Origin of the sequence: Nocardia otitidiscaviarum (assembly GCF_007362295.1) — a bacterium.
Classification (GTDB): domain Bacteria; phylum Actinomycetota; class Actinomycetes; order Mycobacteriales; family Mycobacteriaceae; genus Nocardia; species Nocardia otitidiscaviarum.
On the sequence record NZ_CP041695.1, the window covers coordinates 3,397,035 to 3,422,476 of the forward strand.

The window sequence follows — 25,442 nt, forward strand, 5'->3', positions numbered from 1 at the left end:
TCAGCTCCTCCCCGGCAGCAGTTCGTCGATCCGCACGGCGGGCGCGGGCTCCCGCCGCACCGGCACCGGGTAGCCGAGTCCGCGGGTGAGCTCCGACCACAGCCGCGACAGCGTCAGGTGGTACTGCCCGGCCGCGAGTGGATCGACGCCGTCGGCGATGGCCTGCCGCATGGTCAGCAGCGAATGTCGCACACCGTCCGGCCACACCTGGTCGAAGACGTCCCGCACGCCGGGCGCGGTGGACGGCCCCAGGCACGCCACCGTCGGGCTGGCGTCCACTCCGTCGAGGGCGAAGGTGCCGTCGTCCTTGGGCACGTGGACGGCGGGACACCACAGCACCGGCCCGTGGGTGCTGGCCAGCACCAGGGTGCCCGCCTCGGTGCCGAGGGTGATCTGGTGCCGCAGATGGGTGGGATGGTCGAGATCATCGGGTACGACCTGGTTGTTCACCCGCAGGGTGACCGGCACCCCCGCGATGACCGCGTTGACGCAGCGGTCGGTGAACGCCGACCGGGCCAGGCCGTGCAGTCGTTGCGAGATCTCCGACGGTTCCAGCGCCCACGGGCTCAGTCCGCCCAGGGTCTGCCCGATGATGTCGAGCAGATCGTAGGACACCTGGACCGCGCAGCTGGCGTCCACGAAGGTCGCCGGGTGGGTGCGCAGCAGCCGGTGCGCCGCGTCCAGGAACCGGCGCACCGGCTCCAGATGCACGTAGAAGGTGTTGACGCCGAACATGACTCGTCGCCGCGCGGCGACCCGCAGGCAGTCGGCGAGTTCGTCGGCGCGCACCGGATGTTCGAGCAGTACCGGGATGTCGCGGGCCAGGAACGCCTGGGCGAGTTCGGCTCCGGGGCCGCCGCCGACGCCGCTGGGCACCACCACACAGGCCAGATCCACACCGTCGGGGACCTGGTCGGGCGCGGTGTGGAGCGGCACCCCGTACTCCCGCGCGCAGGCGCGGGAGCGTTCGCCGCCCCGGGCGAGAATGCCGGTGAGCTGGAACGGTTCTCGTTCCAGGGCGCGCAGGTACACCCGACCGAAGCCGGTACCGCACACGAGGACTTTCACAGTGTTCCTTCCTCGCCGAGCAATGGCGGAATCACCCGGAGCGGGTCGAGCACATCGTCGGCGCTGTGGCTGCCGGGCGGGATCTCGCCGTGCAGGACGGCGAGGGCGGTGGTGGCCGCGATGGTGGCGGTGAGGTCGGGTCCGGCACGTAGCCGCGCGCGGTGGACCGTGCCGTCCAGATCGGTCAATTCCGCTGTGATGACCAGATATTCGGTTCTGCCCGCGGTATCCGCGGCGGCGGCCGCCAAGAGCTGTTCGACCGTCGGCGGCACACTGTCGCGCAGCAGCCGACGCACGCAGTCGCCGTCGAAGCGGGTGCTCCAGTCGGAGCCGGTGAGCCCCAGTGCCCGGTCGACCCGGGCCGCCTGCTCCCGCCATCCGTCGGTGGTCGCGAGGAACTCCCGTGCCGCCGCGGGGGTGAACCGGTAGAGCCCGCCCGCGGTCACCGACAGCCGCGCGGGCCGCACCCCGCGGTCGGCGGCCAGGTAGCGCGGCAGCAGTCCGGCCGCCCCGGGCATGGCACCGGCGTCGTAGACGGCGATCCGCTCGTCCCGGCCCGGGCCTGCTGGACCCCCGGGCCGTGCGGCCGGACCAACGAGTCGTGCAACCGGATCGCCGGGTCGTGTGGCCGGATGGCTGGGCCGTGCCGCCAAGTCGCCGGGCCGTGCCGCCAAGTCGCCGGGCCGCGCGGCCGGGTCGACGTAATCGGCTCCGGCACTGTGTATCCGGTCCGCGACGGGCACGCCGGTGCAGTTCACGACCACCGCGCAACCGGTGGCCCAGTGCCGCAGGTCGGCGAAGTCCACGCGGGTGCCCGGCCGCACGGGGTGACCGGAGAGCATGCTGAGCAGGGCCGACCCGACGGCTCCGGTCGCGCCGAGCACTCCGATGACGGGACCGGCCGTCACAGCCGCGCGGTGAGGTCGTGGGCCAGGCAGGTGAAGTGGTTGCCGGGAATCTCGACGACATCGAACCGACCCAGGCACACCGTCGACCAGTAGTCGGTGAGGTCGCCGGACATGCCGGAGACCAACCGCATTCCCTCGCGCGGTCGCAGCAGGGTGATGTCACCGGCGTACAGCGGCGGCGCGTGCCGACTGGCCGCCTGGAAGCTGTTGCGGAACACCGCGAACTGGTGCGGGTCGGTGGTGATCCGCGCGATCCGCTCCTCCGGTGACAATTCCGCGAGGCCGCCGAAGTCGAGTGATCCGGCGGGTATCCGGCCCGGGGTGGCGGCCAGGATGTCGGCCAGGGCGCGACCCAGTTCCTCGGTGTCGCCCGGATATCCCAGTGTCGCGGGGTCGGCTCCGAGCGCCTGCGCGAAGGTGCCCTCCAGCACCATGGGCTCCTCCACCTCGAATTCCGGTGGGTAGCTGCTGATCACGGTGAGCCGGTCCACGCTGCCGCCACGTTCGGTGAAGGTCCGGGCCACCTCGGTGGCGAGCAGGCCGCCCAGGCAGTAGCCGACCAGGCGGATGGTGGTGTGCCCGGCCGCGAGCAGCGCGTCGGCGTAGTCCGCGGCGAGGCGGTCGATGAGGACCTCCGGGGCGATCTCGGCGAAGGCGCGGGGGTCGGGCACGGCCAGGCCGAGCACCCGCCGGGTCGCCGACAGGCGCGCGGCCAGTCGCTGATAGGGGGCCATGGTCCCCAGCCCCTCGTGCACCAGGACGATGACCGGGTGCGGATCGCTGGGCGGGCCGCCCAGGTCCACCAGCGGCGTTGCGGGAGCGGCGGATTCGGGGTCACCGGCCGCGCGCAGGTGACCGGCCAGGTCGGCGAGGGTGGGCTGATGGAGCAGCTGGCGCAGGATGCTGTCGAAGTAGAGCGGGTGCGCGAGGGTCACCTCCTGCTGTACCCGGCCCGCGATCTGGCTCAGCATGACCGAATCCGCGCCGAGCCCGAACAGGTTGGCGGTGCGTGGAATATGGCGGCGACGCACCACATCCGCGATGATGCCCGCGAGTTGGCGCTCGAGCTCGTCGCGGGGTTCGTCGTCCGTTCCGGTCGCCCGATCCGCCGCGGCGGTGCGGGTATCGGCCAGCGCCGCCAGGGCGCGCCGGTCCACCTTGCCGTTGTCGGTGAGCGGCAGTGCGGGCAGGGTTTCGATCACGGCGGGAACCATGTAGTCGGGCAGGGTGGCGCGCAGCCGGTCGGTGATCGAGGGTCCGGCGACGAAAACGTGCTGCCCCAGCGGTTCCAGGGGGTGTCCCGGTTCCGGAAGGCAGGTCACCTGTCCGAACGGCTCGAGTTCGGACAGCCATTCCTCGCGGGTCAGGAAGGTGCGCCCGGTGTCGGCGCGCTGGTCCTCCGGCGCGGTCATCATGAATGCCTGCGAGGCCAGCACCTCGTGGTGTTCCCGGGTGGGCTCGGTGATCACCAGGGTGCCGCCGGGTGCGAGGAGTTCGCGCAGCCAGCCCAGGGTGCGGCCGGTGTGGCGGGCGTTGTTGAGCACGCCCGCGCACAGGATGAGGTCGAAGGACTCCGGTGCGAAGCCCTGTTCGCGGGGCGGGACGTCGATGTCGAAGCGGGCGAAGGTCAATCCGGGAAAGCGGGCGCGTCCGTGCTCGAGCAGGTACGGCGACACATCGGTGTAGACGTAGTCGCGGGTCGGCGCGTATCCGGCGGCGAGCACCTCCGCCGTTGTCGCGCCCACTCCCGCACCGACCTCGAGCACCCGGCGCGGCGCACGCCGCCGCACCGCCTCGGCCGCGACGGCATTGAGGTACCGGGTCATGATGTTGGTCCGGTAGGCGGCCTCGGCCACCGCCATCCCCCCGTCGGGGAACATGAGCGTCATGGGATCCAGCTCACCGCGCAGCACCTCGGGCATGGACTGCGCGCAGGTGTGCAGATAGTCGATCAGCCGCTCGTCACACAGGTCCGGCACGGCCAGTTCCCGCACCCGCTCCCAGACATCGGTCGCGCCGCGATCGGCCGAGGCAGCGGCGGCGGTGCGAGCGTCGGTAGGTTCAGAGGACGGGTTGTCCCGCAGCACGTTTCGCCAGCGGCGCAGCAGCTCACGATGGCGGGGGGCGACCTCGTGATCGGCCACCGCGTCGACGGCGGCGCGGGCGTCGGCCAGGACGGCCGCGTCCAGCGCGTGCGCGAAGTCGGCGATCCGCTCGGCCTCGACGTCTCCCGATGGCGCACCGGCGGTGCGCTGTCGCAGGACCTCGGCACCGGCCTGGTGCAGCGCGGACTCGGTGAAGGCCACCAGCCGCCGCGCGGTGCCCTCACCCTGGACCACCACTGCCGCCGCCGCGACCTCCGGGTGCGCCGCCAGCGCCGCCTCCACCTCAGCCAGCTCGATGCGGTGGCCGCGCACCTTCACCTGATTGTCGGCGCGGCCGAGGAATTCGATGGTCCCGTCGGGCAGATAGCGCCCGAGATCGCCGGTGCGGTACCAGCCGTCACCGAACTTCCGCTCGGTCAGCGCCTCATCGTCGCGGTACCCGCGTGCCACTCCCGCGCCGCCGATCCACAACTCACCCGGCACCCAGTCCGGACAGTCCCGGCCGAGCGCGTCGACAATGCGGAAGCGCTGATTGGCCAAGGGTTTTCCATAGGGCACACTGGTCGCCCCCGGGGCCAGGTCTTCGATCTCGTGGCCGATGGACCAGATCGACGCCTCCGTCGCGCCGCCCAGGCTGAACAGCCGCGCCTTCGGCAGCCGCTCCCGCAGCTGCCCGGGCAGCGCCACCGGAATCCAGTCGCCGGACAGCAGCGCCACCCGCACCGAGGGCGCGTCGCCGGGCAGGTAGTCGGCGAGCATCTGTGCCTGGGCCGGAACGGAATTCCAGATGGTCACGCCGTGGCCGGTGATGAGTTCGGCCCAGTGTGACGGATCGGCGCGCCGGTCCGGATCGGGCAGGACGAGGCAGCCGCCCGCGCCCAGTACGCCGAAGATGTCGTACACGGACAGGTCGAATCCGAGCTGGGCCAGCCCCAGCACCCGGTCGTGCTCGGTGACCTCGAATCGGGAGTTGATGTCCTCGATGGTGTTGCGCGCGGCCGCGTGCGAGATCATCACACCCTTCGGGGTGCCGGTGGAGCCGGAGGTGTAGATCACGTACGCGAGCGCGTCCGGGTCGATTCCGGGCGACGGCGGTTCGGCGACATCCGCGCCGGTCTCCGGGATCTCGGTGAGCACGTGGTCGATTCCGTCGAGCATGGCGGCGCGGCGCGGGGCGGGCTGATTGGTGTCGACCGGAACGTACGCGGCCCCGGCGAGCACGACGCCCAGCACCGCGGCGATCTGGTCGAGGCCCTTGTCCATGGTGACGGCCACCAGATCGCCCGGCCGCACCTCGGCGCGCAGCGACGCGGCGACTTGCCGGGCGCGCGTGAGCAGTTCGGCGTGGCTGAGCACCCGGCCCCCGGCGATGACGGCCGGGCGGTCGCCGTGGCGGCGCGCCGCCGCGAGCCAGGGTTCGTGCAGCAGCCCGGTGGGCAGGTCGACGCGAGTGTCGTTGACCGCCTGCCGGATTCGCTCCTGATCGGCGGGCAGCGGATATGGCGGGCCGATGTCGGCGGGTCCGGTCAGCAGTGCCGCGAACATGTCGAACGCGGCCTCGGCGAGTCCGTCCGGGAACACCCCCTCGCGGACATCCCAGCTGACGAGCATGGTGTCGTCCTGCTCCACGGCCTGGCAGTCGATCCACACCTGCGGGGTCTGGCTGATGCCGTACCGCACCTCGGTACCGCCGCCCAGCACACCGGTGAAGACCACCGGCATGAGTGCCCGCCCACTGTCGGTGGCGTCGCTGGCCGCCCGGCGGCCGAGTTCGCGCAGCACCTCCACCCCGGAGTAGAGCCGGTGGTCGATATCGGACAGCAGCCGGGCGCCCAGTCGGCGCGCCCGTTCGACCAGCGGCACCGGCTCGGTGAGATCGACCTCCAGCAGGTTGACCGACGTGAAGTCGCCGACCAGGGCGCAGACCTGCTCGTGCAGAGCGAGCCGGTTCTGCAACGGCATATTGATGGTGAACCGCTGGTTGCGGCTCCACCGTCCGATGGCTTCGGCGTACGCGGCGAGCACCAGGGCCGAGGTGGTGACGCCGTGCGCGGCCGCGCTGTCGCGGACCGTGGGGATGCGCCGCTGGAGCCGGTGGAAGCGGACGGAGGTCTCGGATCCTCCACCATCGGCGGCCAGCGGCAGTTCCGGGGCGGGCGGCAGGTCGGCGAGCCGGTCCAGCCAGTAGTCGCGGTGCTCGGCGTAGTCGGGACCGTCCCGCAGGGCGCGCTGGGCGAGTACGTAGTCGCGGAACGAGATGTCGATCGGCGGCAGCGTCTCACCGCGCAGCAGGGCCAGCAGTTCGCCCACCAGCAGTTGCACACTGGCGAAATCGGCGATGAGCAGATCCACCGAGATGTGCAGCAGCCAGCCCGGGGTCAGGCACAGTGTGTGCAGCGGCCAGTGCGCGGCGTCGTAGCGGGCGTGGCTCAGTTCGGCGCGCACCCGTTCCGCCGAGTCGTCGCGGCGCACCCGCACCGGCGGCACCTCGGGCAGGACCCGCTGGGTTCCGGTGGTCGGGTCGACGACCGCGCGCAGCATGTCGTGGCGGCCTACGAGTTCGGCCCAGGCCGCCTGCACCGCCTCCGGATCCACGTCGCCGAGCCAGACCTCAAGGTAGCCGTGGCAGGAGACGCCGCCGTATTCGAACGCGTCCGTCTGGCCGAGCAGGTAGGCCGACTGCACGTCGGTGAGCGGGAACGGTTCGAAGCGCTGCTCCGGCGCGGGTGTCAGGGTGCGCTGCGCGGACAGCAGGGCGATGACCTCGTCGCGGTGCCGTTTCAATGTCTGCTTGTCCGCGTCGGTGAAGACTCCGGCCGGGGCGCGGTAACGCAGTGCGCCCTCCTCGGTCCACAATTCGATGCCGAGGCGGCGCAGGCGCGCGATCAGCTGGGCCGGATCGGCGTCGGCCGCGACGGTATCGGCGGGACGGGTGTCGGTTGGGCTGTTCACAGCTCCCCTTCCTCGATTCGCCGGGTGTCGATGAACCCCGCGAGGTCGGCAATGGTCGGCGCGGAGAACACTTCGCGCAGGGTCAGTCGAATGCCGTGCTCTCGGCGCAGGCGTTCGGTGAGGCGGGTGACGATGAGGCTGTCGCAGCCGAGTGCGAAGAAGTTGTCGTCGCGGCCCGGTGTCACCCGCAGCAGTTCGCCGAGCAGTGCGGCGAGCAGTGTCTCGGTGGGGCCGGTCGGCGGGTCCACGGTGATCTCGTGATCGACGTCCGCGAGCGCGCGCCGGTCGACCTTGCCGTTGGCGGTCAGCGGCAGCGCGTCCAGCACCACGAGCGCGTGCGGCACCGCGTACGCCGGCAGCAGGCCGCGCAGATGTTCGCGCAGCGCATCGGTGTCCGGCGCCGGGCCGTCGGGCTGCGGTACGACGAATCCGGCCAATCGCCGCCGCGTCCGCGCACCCGTCGCCACGGCGACACCGTCGGCGACGCCGGGGTACGACGCCAAGGCCGATTCGATCTCGCCGAGTTCGATGCGGTGACCACGGATCTTGACCTGGTGGTCGGTGCGGCCGAGGAATTCGAGGGTGCCGTCGGCCCAGAACCGGCCCCGGTCCCCCGTCCGGTACCAGCGCACGCCGTCGTGCGGGACGAACTTCGCGGCGGTCAGTTCCGGGTCGCCCCGGTAGCCGTGCGCCACGCCCGCCCCGCCGATCCACAGTTCGCCCGCGACCCAGTCCGGGCAGTCGCGACCGAAGTCGTCCACGACGCGATAACGCTGGCCGCGCAGCGCATGACCGTAGGGGATCGAGGTCCAGCGCTCCGGAACCTCGTGCACCTCACAGGCATTCGACCAGATGGCGGCCTCGGTCGCGCCACCGAGGGCGACGAATCGGCAGTCTGGTGCGACGGCGTGCAGCCGGGCGGGTGAGTCCAGGTTCACCCAGTCGCCGGACACCAGGACCAGCCGCAGTGGCAGCGTCGCCGTGTCGGTGGCGGCCAGCAGCATGTCCAGCAGGGTCGGGACGGTGTTCCACACGGTGACGCGGTGCTCGCTCACCAGCCGCGACCAGGTCCGTGCGTCGCGGCGCGCGTCCTCGTCGATCAGCACCAGTGTGCCGCCGACAGACAGCAGACCGAAGATGTCGTACACCGACAGGTCGAAATCGAGTGCGGAGACGGCGAGTACGCGGTCGCGGGAGTCCACGCCGTAGCGTTCGTTGACATCGGTGACGGTGTTGTACGCGGCGGCGTGGGTGATCTCCACGCCCTTCGGCTCCCCCGTCGAACCGGAGGTGTAGATGACATAGGCCAGCGCGTCGGGCGCGGTCGGCACCGGTGCCGCCGCGGGCGCGGGGGCGAGGAACCGTTCGATATCGTCGATCACGATATCGGCACCGGCGGCGGCGAGCACCCGCTCCCGTCGCGCCGCGGGCTGGTCGACGCCGATCGGCAGGTAGGCCGAACCGGCCGCGAGAACACCGAGTACCGCGGCGATCTGGTCGGGGCCCTTCGGCAGCGATATGGCGATCACCTGATGCGGCGGCAGCGTCGCGGCGATGCGCAGGGCGCGGTCGGTCAGCTCGCCGTAGGTGACCTCGCCGCCCTCGTGGACGAGCGCCACCGCGTCCGGCCGCTGCCCGAAGCAGGCTTCGTGCAGCAGGCCGTGCCGTGCTCGTCCGGGGCCGATGCCGCGGTCGGGCGCGACGCGCGGCGCCGAGACCGTGGTCGCGGCCCGGTCGCCCAGCTCCCGCACCAGCTCTTCGAACGCCTGGAACAGCGCGGGAACCGTTCCCTCGCAGAACAGTTCGTCCACCGTGTCGAGGGCGTAGGCCAGGCCGCCGTCCGCCTCGTGGACCTGGAGGTCCATCCAGACCTGCGGCGTCTGCGAGATCGCCCACACCTTCTCGCCGAAGCCCGAGGGGTCCAGTGACAGCCCTTCCTCGGCCACCCCGAGCGCACTGGTGAACACGACCGGGAAACCGACCTGTTCACCGTGATGGCGGGCGAGTTCACGCAGCACCCACATGGGTGAGACGTCGCGGTGGTCGAGATCGGACCACATGCGCTCGTGCAGCCGCCGGGCGGAGTCGAGAATCGTGGCCGCGCTGCGGAATTCGGTGAACAGCAGGGAGGTGAAATCGCCCAGCACCCGATTGATGTGCGGGTGCGCCGCGACGCGGTCGAACAGGGTGACATTGACGGTGATGTCGGGACGGCCCGACCATCGGGCCAGCACCTCGCCGTAGCAGGCGAGCAGCAGTGTCGTCGGGGTGAGGCCCTCCGCGCGGGCCGTGCGTCGCAGCCTGTCCCACGCGTCGGCCGACAGCCGCCCGGAGCGGCGCACGAAGCGCGGCAGGCCCACGGTGGCCGGATCCACCCGCAGCGGCGGGCTCGGTGCGGGCGGCAGTTGGGGAATCCGATCCAGCCAGTACCGGCGGGACTCCTCTCCCGCCGCGGGCTGGATCTGAATGATGTAGTCGCGGAAGGAGACCTCGACCGGCGCGAGTTCGACGTCCGGATTCCGGTAGAGCAGATCCAGTTCGGAGAACAGGATCATCATGCTCAGCCCGTCCAGCACGATATTGTCCAGGCTGATGCCGACGCGGCCGTCGGAGCCCAGTCGCACGTCGAACAGCGGCCAGGTGTGCGGATCGAGCACCTGATGGGACATGAGTGCGCGAACGTCGCCGTCCACCCGCCGCATTCGCCACTCCGGCAGGTCGGCGACCCGCAGGATGCGCTGATTGCCGTCGGCGTCGAAGACCGCCCGCAGCATTTCGTGGCGGACGATCAGCGTCCGCCACGCCCGTTCGAACCGCTCCGGATCCAGGTCGGGGCAGTCGAATTCGCTGTAGTAGTGGGTGCCGACACCGCCGAGGGCCGCTCCGCTGCCGCGCCCGATCCAGTACGCGCGCTGGATATCGGAGGCGGGGAACGGTTCGTACCGCGCCGCGAGATCCGCGGTGACGGTGCGAAGTCCAGTCGCGTCGTCGGCACGCAGCCGGGCGGCGAAACTCGCTACGGTGCGGTGCGCGTAGAGGTCGGCGAGTTTCATTCCGGTGAAGCGGCCCACCATCCGGGTGGCGAGCAGGGAGTCGCCACCGAGGGCGAAGAAGTCGTGTTCGCGGCCGATGCCGTTGACGCCCAGCACTTCCGACCACACCGCCGCGACCCGCTGTTCCGCGGCCGTGGCCGGGGGCGTCACCGCGACGGCCGGTTCTGCGGCGGCGAGCAGCGCGGTGAGCGCGGTCCGGTCGATCTTGCCGTTGGCGGACAGCGGCAGCCGAGGCAGCACCCGGATGGTGTCGGGCCGCATCGGTTCGGGCAGCCGCTCGGCCAGGAAGGCCGCCAGATCGGCGGTATCCACCGGGACTCCGGTCCAGGCGGCCGTCAGACTGAACAGGCTGCCGTGCGCGGCGGCCTGCTCGACGGCGAATCCACTCGCGGCCAGCAGTTCCTGCCAGCGCCGGGGTGCGAGCATCGGATCGCCGCCCGGGAAGCCGCCCTCGAGGAGCGCCGCCGAGAGCAGTCCCAGCGGGGGCAGTTCGGGCTGTTCGACCAGCACCAGCACGCCCTTGGGGCGCAGCAGATACGCCGCGGCCGACAGCCCGGCGGCCGGATCGGGATAGGTGTGCAGGGTGGCGAAGGCGAGCACCAGATCGCACTGCCCGTGCAGGGTGTCGGGGATCTCCCCGGTGCGCGGGACGCGCGTGTACTCGATGGCGTCGGCCGCCAGCGCGGGGTCCTGGTCGATCGCGGCCAGCAGGCGGTCACCGAGGTTGTCGCCCAGTTCGGCGACACGCACCGGCCGCGCGGTCCGGCCCGACAGGTCGCGCACCGCATCCAGCACCGCGTCCAGGGCTTCCGTGGTCTCCGGCAGCGACCACAGCAGCGTCGTGGGCGCTAGCACGGGGTGATCGAGCAGCGTGAGCGGGTCACATTCCCCCGACAGCACGCGCGCCAACGGTTCGACCGGAAGCGGGTCGACCGGAAGCGGTTCCGCCGGAAGCGAATCCACCGGAAGCACACTCGTCGGAACCGAACCCGCCGGAAGCACACTCGCCGGAACCGAATCCACCGGAAGCACACTCGCCGGAACCGAATCCACCGGAAGCACATTCACCGGAACCGAATCCACCGGAAGCACATTCACCGGAACCGAATCCACCGGAAGCACATTCACCGGAACCGAATCCACCCGAAGCACGTCGACTGGCAGCGGATCCGCCGAAAGCGGCTCGACAGACCCGTCCGCCCGGTCCAGCAGCGCCCGCCCGGTGTGCGCGGCGACGGCCGAGACCCGTGCCTGGTTGTCGCGCAGCCACTCCCGCCACCGTTCCACCAGCGGTTCGAAGCGCCCGGCAATGGGGTTCGCGTCGTCGAGCAGCCGCGTGAGCGTGGCGTGCACGACCGGTACCTGATTCGTGGCCGCCGCGCAGGGTGGGTCGAAGGCGGTTCCATCGACCGGTTCGGTCACCGGTGTGACGGCCGCGGCCAGCCGGGAACCGGCGAGCACCGTGACCGCGCGGCCGACCGCGGGGTGCGCGAGCAGTGCGGCGTCGATCTCCCCGGGCTCGATGCGGTGGCCGCGCACCTTGACCTGATGGTCCATGCGGCCGAGGAATTCCAGGGTGCCGTCCGGTCGGTAGCGGGCGAGATCGCCGGTGCGATACCAGCCGTCGACGAAACGTTCCCGGGTGCGGTCCGGATCACCGAGATAGCCGCGCGCCACCCCGGCACCGCCGATCAGCAGTTCACCGGCCACCCAGTCCGGCCGGTCGCGGCCGAGCGGGTCGACCACCCGGCAGGCCACCTCGCGCAGCGGCGTGCCGTAGGGAATCGAGCCCCATCCGGCGGCGGGATCGGAGAAGTCGTGCGCCGCTTCGGGTGTCACGAGCTGGATGGTGGAGTGAATGGCCGTTTCGGTGGTGCCTCCGAGGGCGGCGAAGACACAGTCGGGGGCGGCCGCGTGCAGGCGGGCGGGCAGGTCGACACTCACCCGGTCACCGCCGACCAGCACCGTCCGCAGCGGCAGTTCCCGGGCGGTCGACACCAGCATGTCCAGTACGGCCGGAACGCAGTTGAGGACCGTCACGCCGTGCCGCGTGACCAGCTCGGCCCAGGCCGCCGGATCACGCCGCTGCTCCTCCCCCACCAGCACCACCGCGCCACCCGTGCGCAGCGGGGCGAAGATATCGAAGACCGACAGATCGAAGTCCAGCGCCGACACCGCCAGCGTGCGGTCCCGGCTCGTCAGGGCGAAGCGCTCGGTGAGATCGTCGATGGTGTTGACGGCGGCGCTGTGCGGAATCCGCACGCCCTTGGGATCTCCGGTGGACCCGGAGGTGAAGATGACATAGGCCAACCCCTCCGCCTCATCCGCGGGCAGCGGTCCGGCGTGCCGGAGTATCCGCTCGCGCCGATGCGCGGGCTGATCGACGCCGACCGGCACATAGGCCGACCCGGCCGCGAGAATCCCCAGCACCGTGGCGATCTGATCCGGCCCCTTCGGCAACCGCACCGGCAGCAGCTGCCCGGCCGGGAGCTCCGCGGCGATCGCCCGCGCCCGCCGCGCCAGCTCACCGTAGGTGAGACAGCCGTCCGCACCCCACAGCACGGCGGGTGCGCCGGGCCTGCTGTCGGCCAGCGCGAAGAACGGCTCGTGCAGCGTCGCGCCGACCGAAACCGGCAGCCCGCCAGCACCATTCGAGCCAGCACCCGACGTGGTGGCGTTCACCGCGTCGCGGACGGCGCGCTGCCCGGTGGGCAGCAGGCTCGGCACCGGGCAGTCCCAGGCGGTGGCGTCGGTGACGAGCAGGTCGAGCAGGTCGGTGTAGGCGGTGAACATGGCGTCCAGGACGCCGGGGGCGAAGGCGTCGCGGCGGGCGTCCCAGTTGACGAGCAGGCCGCCGTCGAACTCGGTGACCTGAGCGTCGAGGGTGACCTGCGGTCCCTGCGAGATGATCCAGACCGGATCGCCGAAGCACGCGCGCACCTGCGGCGCGAACAGTTCGCCCAAGCCGAGGGCGCTGGTGTAGACGACCGGCGCGAGCTGGGCGTCCCCGTGGTGGCGGCTCAGATCGCGGAGCACGTCCACGCCGGGATAGTCGGCGTGCGCGGCGTCGGCGCGGAACCGCCGTTGCAGGGCCGACGCGCGCTCGGCGAAGGTACCCGGCACCGCCGTGTCCACCGCCACCAACACCGACGAGGTGAAGTCGCCGACCAACCCGGCGACATCCAGGTGCAGGGGCTCACGGTCGAACAGCGGCACATTCAGCAGAGAGGACGGCTGCGCACTCCACGCGCCGACGACCTCGGCGAACACCGCGGCAATGGCGACGGCCGGCGTGATCCCCCGCTGTCGAGCCCCCAGTTCGAGCCGCCGCCGCGCATCGGGCGACAACCGATGATGCTTGCGAACCACCCGAGTCTCGTCCCGACCCGAAACCGCAACGGCCGCAGACGACGTCGCAGCCCCCGCATCGGCCGAAGCCACCGACGCCTGCTTCGCGAACGCCGCAGCCGCCGATCCCGAAACGGTCGACGTCGAGGCCGTCCGCACCCGATCGGTCGACGTCGAAGCGCCCGACACCCGAACGTCCGATATCGAAGCGGCCGACACCGGACCGACCGTTTCCGCGCCAGCCGAGTCTGAAACTCCCGACACCGGAGTTGCCGAGGCCGCGCCAGCCGATCCCGAAACGGTCGGTGCTGGAGCACTCGATACCGAGGCAGCCGAGGCCGCACGAGCCGAGATCGACGAGATCGACACTGGAGCGCTCGGCGCTGATGCGGGCGGTGCTGATGCGGGCGGTGCTGATGCGACCGGTGCTGATGCGACCGGTGCGGAAACGATCGGGGGCGGAAGGCTGGGCGCGCCCGGCAGTTCGGGTAGCCGCCCGCGCCAGTATTCCTGCGCCGCGCGGTATTCCGGCCGACTGCGCACCCGCTCGCGATGCTCGGCGAGGTAGCGGCGATAGCTGTAGCGCAGTTCGGGCAGCAGCGCTCGCGGGTCGCGGTACAGGGCGGCCAGGTCGGTGAACAGGATGCGCAGGCTCTGGGCGTCGGCGGCGAGCATATCCAGGTTGACGTGCACGCGCGTGCCATCGGGAGTCAGCGAGAGCTGGATGTCGAACACCTCGCCGCGCGCGACGTCCAGCTGCCGATGCGACAGCTCCGCTCGCAGTCGTTCGAGCCCGGCCGGATCGGACCGGAAGTCGTTCACTCGCAAGCCGTTCCACGGACTGCGCGCCAGCACGCGCTGGCGTCCGTCGGCATCGAAGCTGGCGCGCAGCATATCGTGGCGCGCCAGCAGCGCCGTCACCGCGGCCTCCAATCGGTCCGGATCCACGTCCCGACCGTCGAATTCGTTGTAGAAGTGGGCCGCGACCCCGCCGAGGCGCTGGCCGGGCTGCCGACCGACCCAGTAGGCGTGCTGCATGGTCGCCAAGTCGAACGGTTCGTCGACGGCCGACTCATGGTTCGACGCGGGCAGTACACCCGCGCCGGGATCCGGCCCGAGCGCGCGACCCGATTCCGGTGCGTCGGCGGCCTCGGCAGCCGCATCGCGCTGGCCCGCCGCACGCTCGGCGACCATCTCCACCCAGGCCGAGAGCCGCGGCCGCTCGAGCAGGTCGACGAAGCGCACCCCCGATCCGGCGCGCCGCCAGCGCCCGGCCAGCGCCATGGCGCTGATCGAGTCGAGGCCACGTTGCAGCAGATCCTCCTCGGGATCGAGTGTTGTCGGTGGTACATCGAGAACCGTTGCGACGGCAGCGATTACATCGGAGGCCGATAACGACATCGGCGGCCCTCCTCACTGGAAAGTGGTGCGCGCACAGGCTAGCCTAAACGGCAATGATTTTCATTAACAGTAGTATCAGAGTTCGACGGACCGAACCAATGCGCTCGGACGACCGTCGAATCGGCGCGATGAACCAGGAGGCCCAGCGGGTGGGAGACCGACGATGCGTGAACTGATACAGCCCGGCCGGGCCCGGCTGCTGGCGGCGATCGGCTGCCAGCTACTCGCCGCGGTCGCGGGCGTGGTGCCCTTCGTGGCGGTCGCGGAACTGGGGCGCAGGCTGTTGGCCGCGGAATCGCCCTGGCCACCGGTGATCGCGGCCGCGATCGCCCTGGCCGCGCGGCTCGGCCTGTCCCTGCTCGCCGCATCGCTCACGCACTACGCGGACAATGACATTCAGCTCTCGATCCGGCGCTCGATCGCCCGGCATCTGGGCCGGGTGCCGCTCGGCTGGTTCGACGACCGCGGCGCGGGTGATGTGCGCAAGGCCGTGGGCGACGACGTGACCGCCCTGCACCACCTGGTCGCGCACACCGCCCTGGAGATCGTCAATGCCCTGGTGGTGCCGCTGGTCTGCCTGGTCTACCTGTTCTGGGTCGACTGGCGCATGGCTTTGATCACACTCATCCCGCTCGTCGTCGGCATCGAGCTGTACCGGCGCACCATGGCGGGATTCGGGGCGGGCATGCGCGCCTACAACGACGCCATGGCGGCCATCAGCACGAGCGCGGTCGAATTCGTCCAGGGCATCGCGGTGGTGAAGGCATTCGGCCAGACCGGGCGCGCGCATCGGCGCTACCGGCAGGCCGCCGACGAGTTCTGCGACTTCTTCATCGCCTGGATGCGCCGGGTCAGCTCGGTATCGGCGACGGCCAATCTGGCCCTGTCACCGGTGAGCATGCTCGCGGTCATCCTCGTCGGCGGCACGGTCCTGGTGACGACCGGACACCTGGACGCGGTGGATCTGCTGCCGTTCGCACTGCTCGGGCTGGCGTTGTCGGCTCCGCTGCAAACCCTCAGCCAGAGTGGACAAGCCGTGCAGACGGGCATGCGGGCGGCCACCGATATCCGGGCGCTGCTGGCGACGCCCACGCTGCCCTACGGCACCGCCGCCCCGTCCGCGCACCGCAACGGCACCGGTGGCGTTCTCCGGTTCGAGAACGTCGGCTTCAGCTACGACGGCGAGACCGCGGCACTGTCGGATATCGACCTCGAACTGCGGCCCGGCACCGTCACCGCCGTCGTGGGGGCCTCGGGGTCGGGCAAGAGCACACTGGCCGGGCTGATTCCGCGATTCCACGATCCGGATACGGGGCGAATAACGCTCGACGGCACGGATATCCGTGAGCTCTCCGAGGAAACGCTCTACCGCAGCGTGGGTTTCGTCTTCCAGGAGGTGCGATTGCTGCGCATGAGCGTGCGCGACAATATCGCCCTGCCCCGGCCGACGGCCACGCTCGCCGAAGTCGCCGACGCGGCGCAAGCGGCGGCCATCGACGAACGCATCCGCGCCCTGCCCGACGGTTACGACACCCGGGACGCGGCGTTCTCCGGCGGTGAGGCGCAGCGTGTTTCCATCGCCCGCGCACTACTGGCCGATGCCCCGATCCTGGTGCTCGACGAGGCCACGGCGGCGGTCGACCCCGAATCGGAGACCGCCATCCAGCAGGGCCTGTCCCGGCTCGCCGCCGGGCACACCGTCCTGGTCGTGGCCCACCGGCTGGGCACCATCACCGAGGCCGATCAGATCGTCGTGCTCGACCGCGGCCGGGTCGCCGAGCGCGGCACCCATGCCGAACTGCTGCAACGAGATGGTCGGTACGCGGCCATGTGGGCGACGTGGAAGGGAGCCGACGCATGATCGGCCTACTGGTGAAGACCATGTCCGAGCGGGGCACCGACAGCACACCGGCGGTGAGCCTGACGCTGCTGCGCCGCACCCTGATCACCACCGTGCTCACCGCGGTCGCCCAGGGCATCGCCTTCGCCCTGCTGGTGCCGGTGCTGCGCGCACTGCTCGGACCGGAGCCCGGCGACGCCCGCCCCTGGTTGGTGGCCTTCGCGATCACGGCCGTCGGGTACGGCGTGCTGTTCCTGTACGGCGCGCGATCCGGTTACGAACTGGGCGGATCGGTGCTGCGGACCCTGCACCACCGACTCGGCGACCACCTCGCCACGCTGCCGCTGGGTTGGTTCGGTGCACAGCGTGTCGGTGAACTCGGCACCCTGGCCAGCGAGGGCGTACTCCAGGTGGCCAACGCCACCGCCAACCTGGTCCGGCCGCTCGTGGCCGCGGTCGTCACCCCCGCCACGGTGGTCCTGCTCATGTTCGTCTTCGACTGGCGGATCGCGCTCGCGGTCCTCGCCATGACCCCGCTGATCGTGCTGGCGTACCGGCTCACCGGCCGACTGGTGGAGCGTGCCGAGAACGGCGCGCACGCCGCCACCGCCGCCGCGGGCACACGCGTGGTGGAATACGCGCAGGCACAACGGGTGCTGCGGTCGTGCGGTCAGACCGTCCGCGGGTTCTCGGCGCTCGACGACGCGCTCACCGCCCAACGCGATGCGGGCCGCCGCCTGGTCACCGCCGCCGTCCCCGGACTGGTGAGCTTCACCCTCGTAGTGCAGGCGGTGTTCACGGTGGTGCTCTGGTACGGCACCTACCTGGCCGTGGGCGGAACCCTGGACACGCCGACACTGCTGGCCCTGCTGGTGCTCGCGGTCCGCTTCGTGGAACCGATGATCGCCGCCGCCGAACTCGGCAGCGCGTTGAAGGTGGCCCGCAACCACCTGCTGCGCATTCGCGAGGTACTCGACACCCGACCGCTGCCCGAACCGGTCGAACCGCTGCGTCCGGAGCGCACCGATATCGACTTCGACGGCGTCAGTTTCGGATACGGCGACGCGGGCACGAATCCGCCGGTGCTCGACGATGTCTCGTTCACCATCCCGGCCGGGAAGCTCACCGCGTTGGCCGGTCCCTCCGGTGCCGGTAAAACCACCGTCACCCGGCTCATCGCCCGCTTCTTCGACACCGACGCGGGCGCGGTGCGGATCGGCGGGCACGATGTGCGCGACATCCCCACCGACACCCTGATGTCCATGCTGTCGCTGGTGTTCCAGGACGTGTATCTCTTCGACGGCACCATCGCCGACAACATCCGACTCGCCCGCCCCGACGCCACCGACGAGCAGGTGCGGGCGGCCGCCGCGGTGGCGCGCGTGGACGAGATCGTCGCCCGGCTGCCGCAGGGCTGGGACACCCGCGTCGGTGAGGGCGGCGCGATCCTCTCCGGCGGTGAGCGGCAGCGGGTTTCGATCGCCCGCGCGGTGCTCAAGGACGCACCGATCGTGCTCGCCGACGAGCCGGCCTCCGCGCTCGACCCGGAGAACGAGGCCGCTATCCGCGACGGTCTGCTCGCACTCGCCGAACACCGCACCGTGCTGGTCATCGCCCATCGGCCCGCCACCCTCGCCCGCGCCGACCAGGTGCTGTTCCTGTACGGCGGCACCGTCACCGAATCCGGCGGCCACCGGGAACTACTCGCGGCGGGCGGGCGGTACGCGCGGTTCTGGCGAGACCGCGACCGCGCCCAGGGATGGCGTCTGGCCCCGGAACCCCCCACCCCGTCGGACACCGGTGCCGCACTGGTGGAACAGGAGTCGTAAACCATGTCACCACACGACGATTCACGCTACGACGTCGCCATTGTGGGCGCGGGGGTCGCGGGCAGCACGCTCGGTGCGATCCTGGCCCGCCACGGTCTGGCGGTGCTGATCCTCGACGCGGGCACGCACCCCCGCTTCGTCCTCGGCGAATCGGTCATCCCCTACGCCTCGGTCATGATGAAGGTGCTGGCGGAACGCTACGACGTGCCCGAACTGGCGGCGCTGTCGAACTTCCGCGACACCACCGACCGGGTCAGCACCATGTGCGGACAGAAGCAGAACTTCGGATTCGTCTACCACCGCCACGACCGGCGACCGGATCCGGCACTGGCCAACCAGATCGTGCTGCCGACCTGGTTCCGCAACGAATCCCACTGGTTCCGGCAGGATATCGACGCCTACCTGTTCACCACCGCCGTCCGCTACGGTGCCACCCACCGGTTGAACACCCGCGTCGCCGACATCCAGATCGACGCCGCCGACGGCGTCACCCTCGAATCCACCACCGGACAGCGGTTCCGGGCGCGATACCTGGTAGACGCCAGCGGGTTCAATTCGCTGGTCGCCGAGCGCTTCGGACTGCGCGAGCAGCCGACGCGGGCGCGCACCCATTCCCGCACCCTGTTCACCCATATGGTCGGCGTCGCCCCGTTCGACGAGGTCTCCGACATCCGCTACGGACAACCCAATCCGTGGCACAACGGCACCCTGCACCACGTCTTCGAGGGCGGCTGGCTGTGGGTCATCCCGTTCGACAACCACGATCGGTCCCGGAATCCGCTGTGCAGTGTGGGGCTGACGCTGCTCGACCGCACCGACCCCGAACAACGCCCGGCGCCCGAGCGGGAGTTCGAGGACTTCCTGCACCGCTTCCCCGCCGTGGCGCGGCAGTTCCGCGACGCCCGGACCGTTCGGCCGTGGGTGAGCACCGGGCGCCTGCAGAATTCGGTGTCACGCACGGTGGGCGACCGCTACTGCCTGACCGCGACCGCCGCCGGCACCGTCGACGCCCTGTTCTCCCGCGGTATCGCCAACTCGTTCGAGATCGTGAACGCACTCGCTCGTCGGATCATCGACGCCGCCACCGAGAACGACTGGGCCACGGCACGATTCGCCGACATCGACAGCATGCAGCAGCGCCTGTTCGATGCCCACGACGATCTCGTCTACGCCTCGTACGTGGCCTTCCGCGACTACGAGCTGTGGAACGCCATGATCCGGGTGTGGGACACCTACAGCTTCTACGCGGCCGCCAGCCTGGAGCACATCCTCGGCAAGTACGTGAGCAGCCGGGACGACAGCCTGTTCCGTGGTCGCGAGGGCGGCGACTCCGCGCTCGCGCGGGGGCTGCGGGAGCTGCTGGTGACGGCGCGGACGATCTGCGGCGCGGTCGAGCGCGGTGAACTCGACGCCGGCGTCGCCGCGGGCAAACTCATCGATCACCTCAACGCGGAACGCTTCTGGCCCGACTACATGCCACACGGCAAACCCGAGATCAAGTTCTTCGATATGAACCAGGAGCTGGCGATGCGGGTGATGCACTGGTCACGCACCGAAGCGCCGCACCGGATCAGAGAGTCGTTCGCGTGATGACGCGCACCGGCAGTGCACACGGCCATATCCGGGGACGCTTCGATCCGGTGGCGGTCGCGGCGGCCGTCGCCGGATCCGGGCTGCTGCGCGACTATGTGGTCTACGAGCGCGCGGGACGCTGGCTCATCGGCGGCAATCCCGTCGGAGCGGTCACGCTCGGCCCCGGCTGGCTGTACTCGACGGTGGGCGGCGAGTTCACCGAGAGTTGGACCGGATCTCCGTGGCCGCGGGTCCACGCCGCCCTGCGCCGCTGCCCGCATCCACGGTGGCGCGCGCTCGGCTGGGCCAGTTTCGAACTGGCGCATCCGACCACGGCCGATACCGCCGAGGTGCTGGCCCATGTGATGGTGCCCGGCATCGAGATCGAGGTGACCGCGGACGCGGTACGCGTCCACACCCGGGACGGGTCACCGGAACCGATGCTCGCGGATCTGGTCGCGGGCCTGCCCGACGCTGCGACGACCCCGATCGCCGTCGACGCGCTCGACCCGGACTATCTGCACCGGGTCGAGCGGGCGGTGGCGCGCATCCGCGGCGGTGAGCTGGAGAAGGTGATCCTGTCGCGGACCGTGGATGTGCCCTTCCCGGTGGATATGCCCGCGACCTACGCCGCGGGTCGCCGGGCCAACACGCCTGCCCGCTCCTTCCTGCTGGACCTCGGCGGGTGGCAGGCCGCCGGATTCAGTCCGGAAACCGTGCTGGAGGCGGATGCCTCCGGACGCGCGGCCACCCAACCGCTCGCGGGCACCCGGGCCCGCACCGGCGCGCACCGGTCCGATGAGCTGCTGCGCACGGAACTGCTGGGCGATCCGAAAGAGGTGTTCGAACATGCCATCTCGGTGAAACTGGCCTTCGAGGAGATGGCGGGAGTCGGGCGGCCCGGCTCGACCCGGGTGAGCGAATTCCTCAGCGTCAAGGATCGTGGCAGCGTGCAACATCTGGGCTCGCGCGTGGAAACCTCACTGGCACACTCGCGGACGGCCTGGGACGCGCTCACCACGGTCTTTCCGGCCATCACCGCCTCCGGCATCCCGAAGGCGGCGGCGTGCGCGGTGATCGACGCGCTCGAACCCGAGCCGCGCGGGCTCTACAGCGGTGCGGTGCTGCTCGCCGACAGCACCGGCGCGCTCGACGCCGCCCTCGTCCTGCGCGCGGTCTATCAGCGCGCGGGACGGGCCTGGTTGCGCGCCGGCGCGGGGATCGTCGCGGCGTCCACACCCGAGCGTGAACACGAGGAGACCCGCGAGAAGCTGGCCAGCGTCGCACCGTATGTCGTTCCGGCGCACTCCGCGCCGCGATCACCCGAGGAGGGCGGCGGTCGGCCCGCGGTCGCCGCGCCTACCGTTCGGTGAGGAAGTCCACGCAGGAGCGGACGGTGGCCAGCCGCGGGTAGTCGTCCTCCTCGATGCGGGCGCCGCGTGCGGCGGACAGGCGTTCGATGAAGGTCAGGTAGTCGATGGAGTCGAGTTCGAGGGTGGCGCGCAGGGAGTCGTCCTCGGACACGGCCCGCAGGTAGGACTCGGGGGCGAAGCCGCGCAGTGCGGTGCGGACCGTGGTCTCGGCGGTGTCGCGGGACATGGCGGTGGTCATGGGATCACAGCTCCTCGGGATGCTGGAGAAGTTCGGACAGGGTGTGCAGGAAGCGAGCGCCGACCGCGCCGTCGGAGGCGCGGTGGTCGGCGGAGAGGGTGGCGGTCACCTGGGGTCGGACGCCGAGCAGGCCGTCCACGGCGCACGGGCGCTCGGTGACCGCGCCGAAGCCGACAATGGCGACCTGGGGCGGCGGGATGACGCCGAAGACCGAATCCACGCCCAGATCACCGAGATTCGTGACGGTGAGGGTGGCGGGGGTGGCATCGGCCGCACGCAGCTGACCGTCACGGGACCGGGCGACGATGCCGCGCACCGCCGCCATGGTCGCGGGCACCGAGAGGGTGTCGGCACGCGGCACGGTGGGCACGATGATGCCCCCGCCCCGCAGCGACACCACCACCCCCAGATCCACCCGCTCGGCGGGTTCGAACCGGCCGTCGACCCAGATCCCGTTGACATCCGGCACCTTCCGCGCCGCCAGCGCGGTAGCGCGCAACAGCAGCGCCGCGGGCAGCACCCGCTCGCTCACGGCCAGCCGCCGATTCGTCTCCCGCAACCACCCCACGGCGGCCGCCATATCGATGGTGCTCGACAGATAATAGTGCGGCACAGTCTGTTTCGACCGCGTCATAGCCGCCGCGATCATCGCCCGCACCGCCCCCACGTCACGCGTATGCCCGGCAGCCCCCGGCCCCGCAGCCGCGTCGCCCACACCGCCGCCCCGAACCCCCACACCAGCGCCATCCGACGTACTCGTGATTCCCACGGAACCACCCGGAATACTGGCGAACCCTGCGGCGTCGCCCGGAATACCGACATGGCGTCTCGACTCCCGATGTGCCGCACGGATATCGGCGGCACGCCGGGCCCCGCCGGGACCGGTGCCGGTCACCTCGGCGAGATCGACGGCCAGTTCACGTGCGACACGCCGGGCATAGCCCGATGCCCGCACATGAAGTCGGTAGACCGCGCGACCCGTTTCGGCGGCCTCCGCCTGCCCACTGCCACGCTCCGCCGCTACGACGTCCACGCCTGGCTCGGAAGGAGCGGCCGGTCCCGCGTCGCGGCGGATCAGGTCGCTCTCGCCCCGCCCCGCGACGTGCTCCGGTCGAGATGTGGCCGATCGCGCGGGATACGACTGCCCTGTCTCCGCCTGCGGCGAGGCTCCCGCATCGCCCGCGCGATCCACGGCGTTGTCGAGTCCAGCGGCTGGCGACGTACCGGTGCGTTCCGCCGCGACCCGCTCGATATCGGCGCGCACGATACGACCGTCGGGGCCCGACCCGGCGACGGTCGCGAGATCGATTCCGGCCTCCGCAGCCAATCTGCGCACCAGCGGCGTCACGCGAATCTCGTGGAGCACCATACCGTTTCCGGTGTCGTCGGCGGGCGGCCGCGACCCGGGGGCGGATGCCACCGCCCCACGAGCGCGGGACTGCAACCCGGTTTCGGCCGCAGCGGTCGCGCCCCGCCGGGGTTCGGGTTCCCCGGTGCTCGCCGATGGGTTCACCGCGCTCGCCGGTGAGTCCACAGCGCCCGGCGGTGAGTTCACAGCGCCCGCCGCGTCGGGCGGGGGCGGCGTGGAACCGGTCGCCGGTTCGATGGTGGCCAGGACCGCGCCGACCGGGACGGTTTCCCCTTCGGGGACCAGGATCGTCCCGATGACACCGTCGTCGAAGCATTCGATCTCGATGGCGGCCTTGGTGGTGTCCACCTCGGCGATGACATCGCCTGCGTGCACCGTCTCGCCGGGGTGCACCATCCAGTGCAGCAGGGTGCCCTCGGTCATGTCGGCTCCGAGGGAGGGCATGCGGAATTCGGGCATTCATCTCACCGCTTTCCGGACGGCGTCGACCACCGCGTCCACCCGGGGCAGCGCCGCCTCCTCCAGGTGCCGGGCGTACGGGATGGGCACCTCGGCGGTGCACACCCGTGCGGCGGGGCTGTCGAGATCCCAGTAGGCGTGTTCGGCGGCGCGGGCGACGATCTCGGCGGCGATGCCGACGCTGCGCCAGCCCTCGTCGACCACGATCAGACGGTGGGTGCGTGACACCGACTCCAGCAGGGTGGTCTCGTCCAGCGGGCGCAGGGTGCGCAGATCGAGCACCTCCGCCGCGATGCCCTCGGCCGCCAGTTCCTCGGCGGCGGCCAGCGCGGTGCGCAGGGTGCCGCCGTAGGCGACGACGGTGGCGTCGGTGCCGGGGCGGCGGATGGCCGCCCGGTCGATATTCACCGCTCCGGCGTCGGCGGGCAGCTCGTCCTCGATGTTGTAGAGCGCGATGGGTTCGAAGATGAGCACCGGATCGGGATCCCGCAGCGCCGTCCAGAGCATGCCGCGAGCGTCGGCGACGGTCGCCGGTGACACCACCCGCAGCCCCGGGATATGCGCGTAGAACGCCTCCAGGCTGTGCGAATGCTGCGCCGCCAGTTGCCGTCCCGCACCGGTGGCCAGGCGGATCACCAGCGGCACCCCCAGCTGCCCGCCCGACATGTGCCGCAGGGTGGCGGCGTTGTTGAGGATCTGGTCGAGGGCGAGCAGGCTGAAATTGCCGGTCATGATCTCGACGATGGGCCGCATACCGCCCAGCGCCGCACCGATTCCCGCGCCCACGAATCCGGATTCGCTCAGCGGCGTGTCCCGAATCCGTTCCGGCCCGTATTCCTCCAGCAGGCCGCGGCTGACGCCGAAGCAGCCACCGTACGCGCCGACGTCCTCCCCCATGAGGAAGACGCGGTCGTCGTGATCGAGGGCCTCCCGCAACGCCTGTCGCATCGCCTCCCGATAGGTGATCATGATGTCGGCTCCCCGTAGACGTAGCGGGTCAGGTCGGCGACCGGTTCCAGTGGTCCGGAGCGGCCGGTGGTGACGGCGTCCTCGAGTTCGGCCGCCACGGTCGCCTCGAGCTCTCGCAGCGCCGCCTCGTCCACCACGCCTTCGGCGAGCAGACGTGTCCGCAGTCGCGGAATCGGGTCGCGCGCTTTCCATTCCTCGATCTCGGCCTTGTCCCGATAGCGGTCGGCGTCGTACAGCGAGTGCGCCCGAAACCGGTAGGTGCGCAGTTCCAGGAAGCACGGCCCCGCTCCGCCGCGTATCGAGGTCACCGCGCGCCGGGTCGCCGCGGCCACGGCCTCCGCGTCCATTCCGTCGACCGGCCACGACATCAGTCCGTAGGAAGCGGCTCGCAGCGCCAGATCGGTCGCGGCGTGCTCCCGGGCCAGCGCGGTGCCCATGGCGTAGCGGTTGTTCTCGCACGCGAACAGCACCGGAAGCCGCCACAGCGCGGCCAGATTCAGCGACTCGTGGAATTCGCCCTCGGCCATCGCGCCCTCACCGAACAGGCATACGGTCACCCGTGGCCGCTCGCGCATCGCGTCGGCGAGCCCCAACCCCACCGCGACCGGAAGTCCGCCGCCGACAATGGCATTGCCGCCGTAGAAGCGCCGCTCGGCGTCGAACAAATGCATGGAGCCGCCCCGGCCCCGGCTGCATCCGGTGGAACGGCCGAACATCTCGGCCATGAGCGTCGGCATCGGAATGCCGCGGGCGATGGCGTGCCCGTGTTCGCGGTAGGTGGACACCACCGCGTCGTCGGGGCCGATCTCGCGCAGCAGTCCGGCGGCCACCGCCTCCTCGCCGATGTAGAGGTGCAGGAAGCCGCGGATCTCCTCGGCGCTGTAGAGCCGCACACAGCGTTCCTCGAAGCGGCGGATGCGAATCATGTTGCGCAGCAAGTCGATCCGTTCTTGGACGG

At 71.0% G+C, this 25,442-nt stretch carries 12 protein-coding genes; 4 read left to right on the top strand and 8 right to left on the bottom strand.

The features are described 5' to 3' along the window. Genes FOH10_RS15015 through FOH10_RS15030 form a run of 4 tightly spaced genes read right to left on the bottom strand, consistent with a single transcriptional unit; the run spans position 1 to position 14,835 of the window. Complete coding sequence (locus tag FOH10_RS15015) at positions 1 to 1,068, bottom strand: Gfo/Idh/MocA family oxidoreductase (RefSeq protein WP_221937976.1); 1,068 nt, start codon at positions 1,066 to 1,068, stop codon at positions 1 to 3. Next, complete coding sequence (locus FOH10_RS35220; protein ID WP_221937977.1) at positions 1,065 to 1,976, bottom strand: hypothetical protein; 912 nt, start codon at positions 1,974 to 1,976, stop codon at positions 1,065 to 1,067. Before FOH10_RS35220 ends, FOH10_RS15015 begins: the two co-directional genes overlap by 4 nt. Then, positions 1,973 to 7,033, bottom strand: coding sequence for a non-ribosomal peptide synthetase (locus FOH10_RS15025; protein WP_143981180.1), 5,061 nt, complete (start codon positions 7,031 to 7,033; stop codon positions 1,973 to 1,975). The genes FOH10_RS35220 and FOH10_RS15025 overlap by 4 nt, the downstream gene beginning before the upstream one ends. Next, positions 7,030 to 14,835, bottom strand: a complete 7,806-nt coding sequence (locus tag FOH10_RS15030) for a non-ribosomal peptide synthetase (protein WP_143981181.1) — start codon at positions 14,833 to 14,835, stop codon at positions 7,030 to 7,032. Before FOH10_RS15030 ends, FOH10_RS15025 begins: the two co-directional genes overlap by 4 nt. Positions 14,836 to 14,998: 163 nt before the next feature. On the opposite strand from FOH10_RS15030, the gene FOH10_RS15035 reads away from it, so the two are divergent. The 4 genes from FOH10_RS15035 to FOH10_RS15050 are packed head-to-tail and all read left to right on the top strand — an operon-like array spanning position 14,999 to position 21,449. After that, positions 14,999 to 16,696 (top strand): ABC transporter ATP-binding protein, encoded by a 1,698-nt coding sequence (locus FOH10_RS15035; protein ID WP_143981182.1) that lies wholly within the window; start codon positions 14,999 to 15,001, stop codon positions 16,694 to 16,696. Further along, on the top strand, positions 16,693 to 18,504 hold the full coding sequence (locus FOH10_RS15040) for an ABC transporter ATP-binding protein (RefSeq protein ID WP_143981183.1): 1,812 nt from the start codon (positions 16,693 to 16,695) through the stop codon (positions 18,502 to 18,504). The genes FOH10_RS15035 and FOH10_RS15040 overlap by 4 nt, the downstream gene beginning before the upstream one ends. 3 nt (positions 18,505 to 18,507) lie before the next feature. Further along, positions 18,508 to 20,094: an NAD(P)/FAD-dependent oxidoreductase gene (locus FOH10_RS15045; protein WP_143981184.1), complete on the top strand. Its 1,587-nt coding sequence runs from the start codon at positions 18,508 to 18,510 to the stop codon at positions 20,092 to 20,094. After that, positions 20,094 to 21,449, top strand: coding sequence for a salicylate synthase (locus FOH10_RS15050; protein ID WP_143984106.1), 1,356 nt, complete (start codon positions 20,094 to 20,096; stop codon positions 21,447 to 21,449). The genes FOH10_RS15045 and FOH10_RS15050 overlap by 1 nt, the downstream gene beginning before the upstream one ends. Here FOH10_RS15050 and FOH10_RS15055 read toward each other — a convergent pair. The 4 genes from FOH10_RS15055 to pdhA are packed head-to-tail and all read right to left on the bottom strand — an operon-like array spanning position 21,436 to position 25,410. Next, complete coding sequence (locus FOH10_RS15055; protein WP_143981185.1) at positions 21,436 to 21,687, bottom strand: acyl carrier protein; 252 nt, start codon at positions 21,685 to 21,687, stop codon at positions 21,436 to 21,438. The two genes, FOH10_RS15050 and FOH10_RS15055, sit on opposite strands and share 14 nt — an antisense overlap. A gap of 4 nt (positions 21,688 to 21,691) precedes the next feature. Further along, on the bottom strand, positions 21,692 to 23,515 hold the full coding sequence (locus FOH10_RS35225) for a 2-oxo acid dehydrogenase subunit E2 (RefSeq protein ID WP_221937978.1): 1,824 nt from the start codon (positions 23,513 to 23,515) through the stop codon (positions 21,692 to 21,694). Continuing rightward, positions 23,516 to 24,487 carry an alpha-ketoacid dehydrogenase subunit beta gene (locus FOH10_RS15075; RefSeq protein WP_221938037.1) on the bottom strand — a complete coding sequence of 324 codons (972 nt, stop codon included), beginning with the start codon at positions 24,485 to 24,487 and terminating at the stop codon, positions 23,516 to 23,518. Beyond that, complete coding sequence (gene pdhA, locus FOH10_RS15080) at positions 24,481 to 25,410, bottom strand: pyruvate dehydrogenase (acetyl-transferring) E1 component subunit alpha (protein WP_186000906.1); 930 nt, start codon at positions 25,408 to 25,410, stop codon at positions 24,481 to 24,483. The genes FOH10_RS15075 and pdhA overlap by 7 nt, the downstream gene beginning before the upstream one ends. Between the last annotated feature and the right edge of the window lie 32 nt (positions 25,411 to 25,442).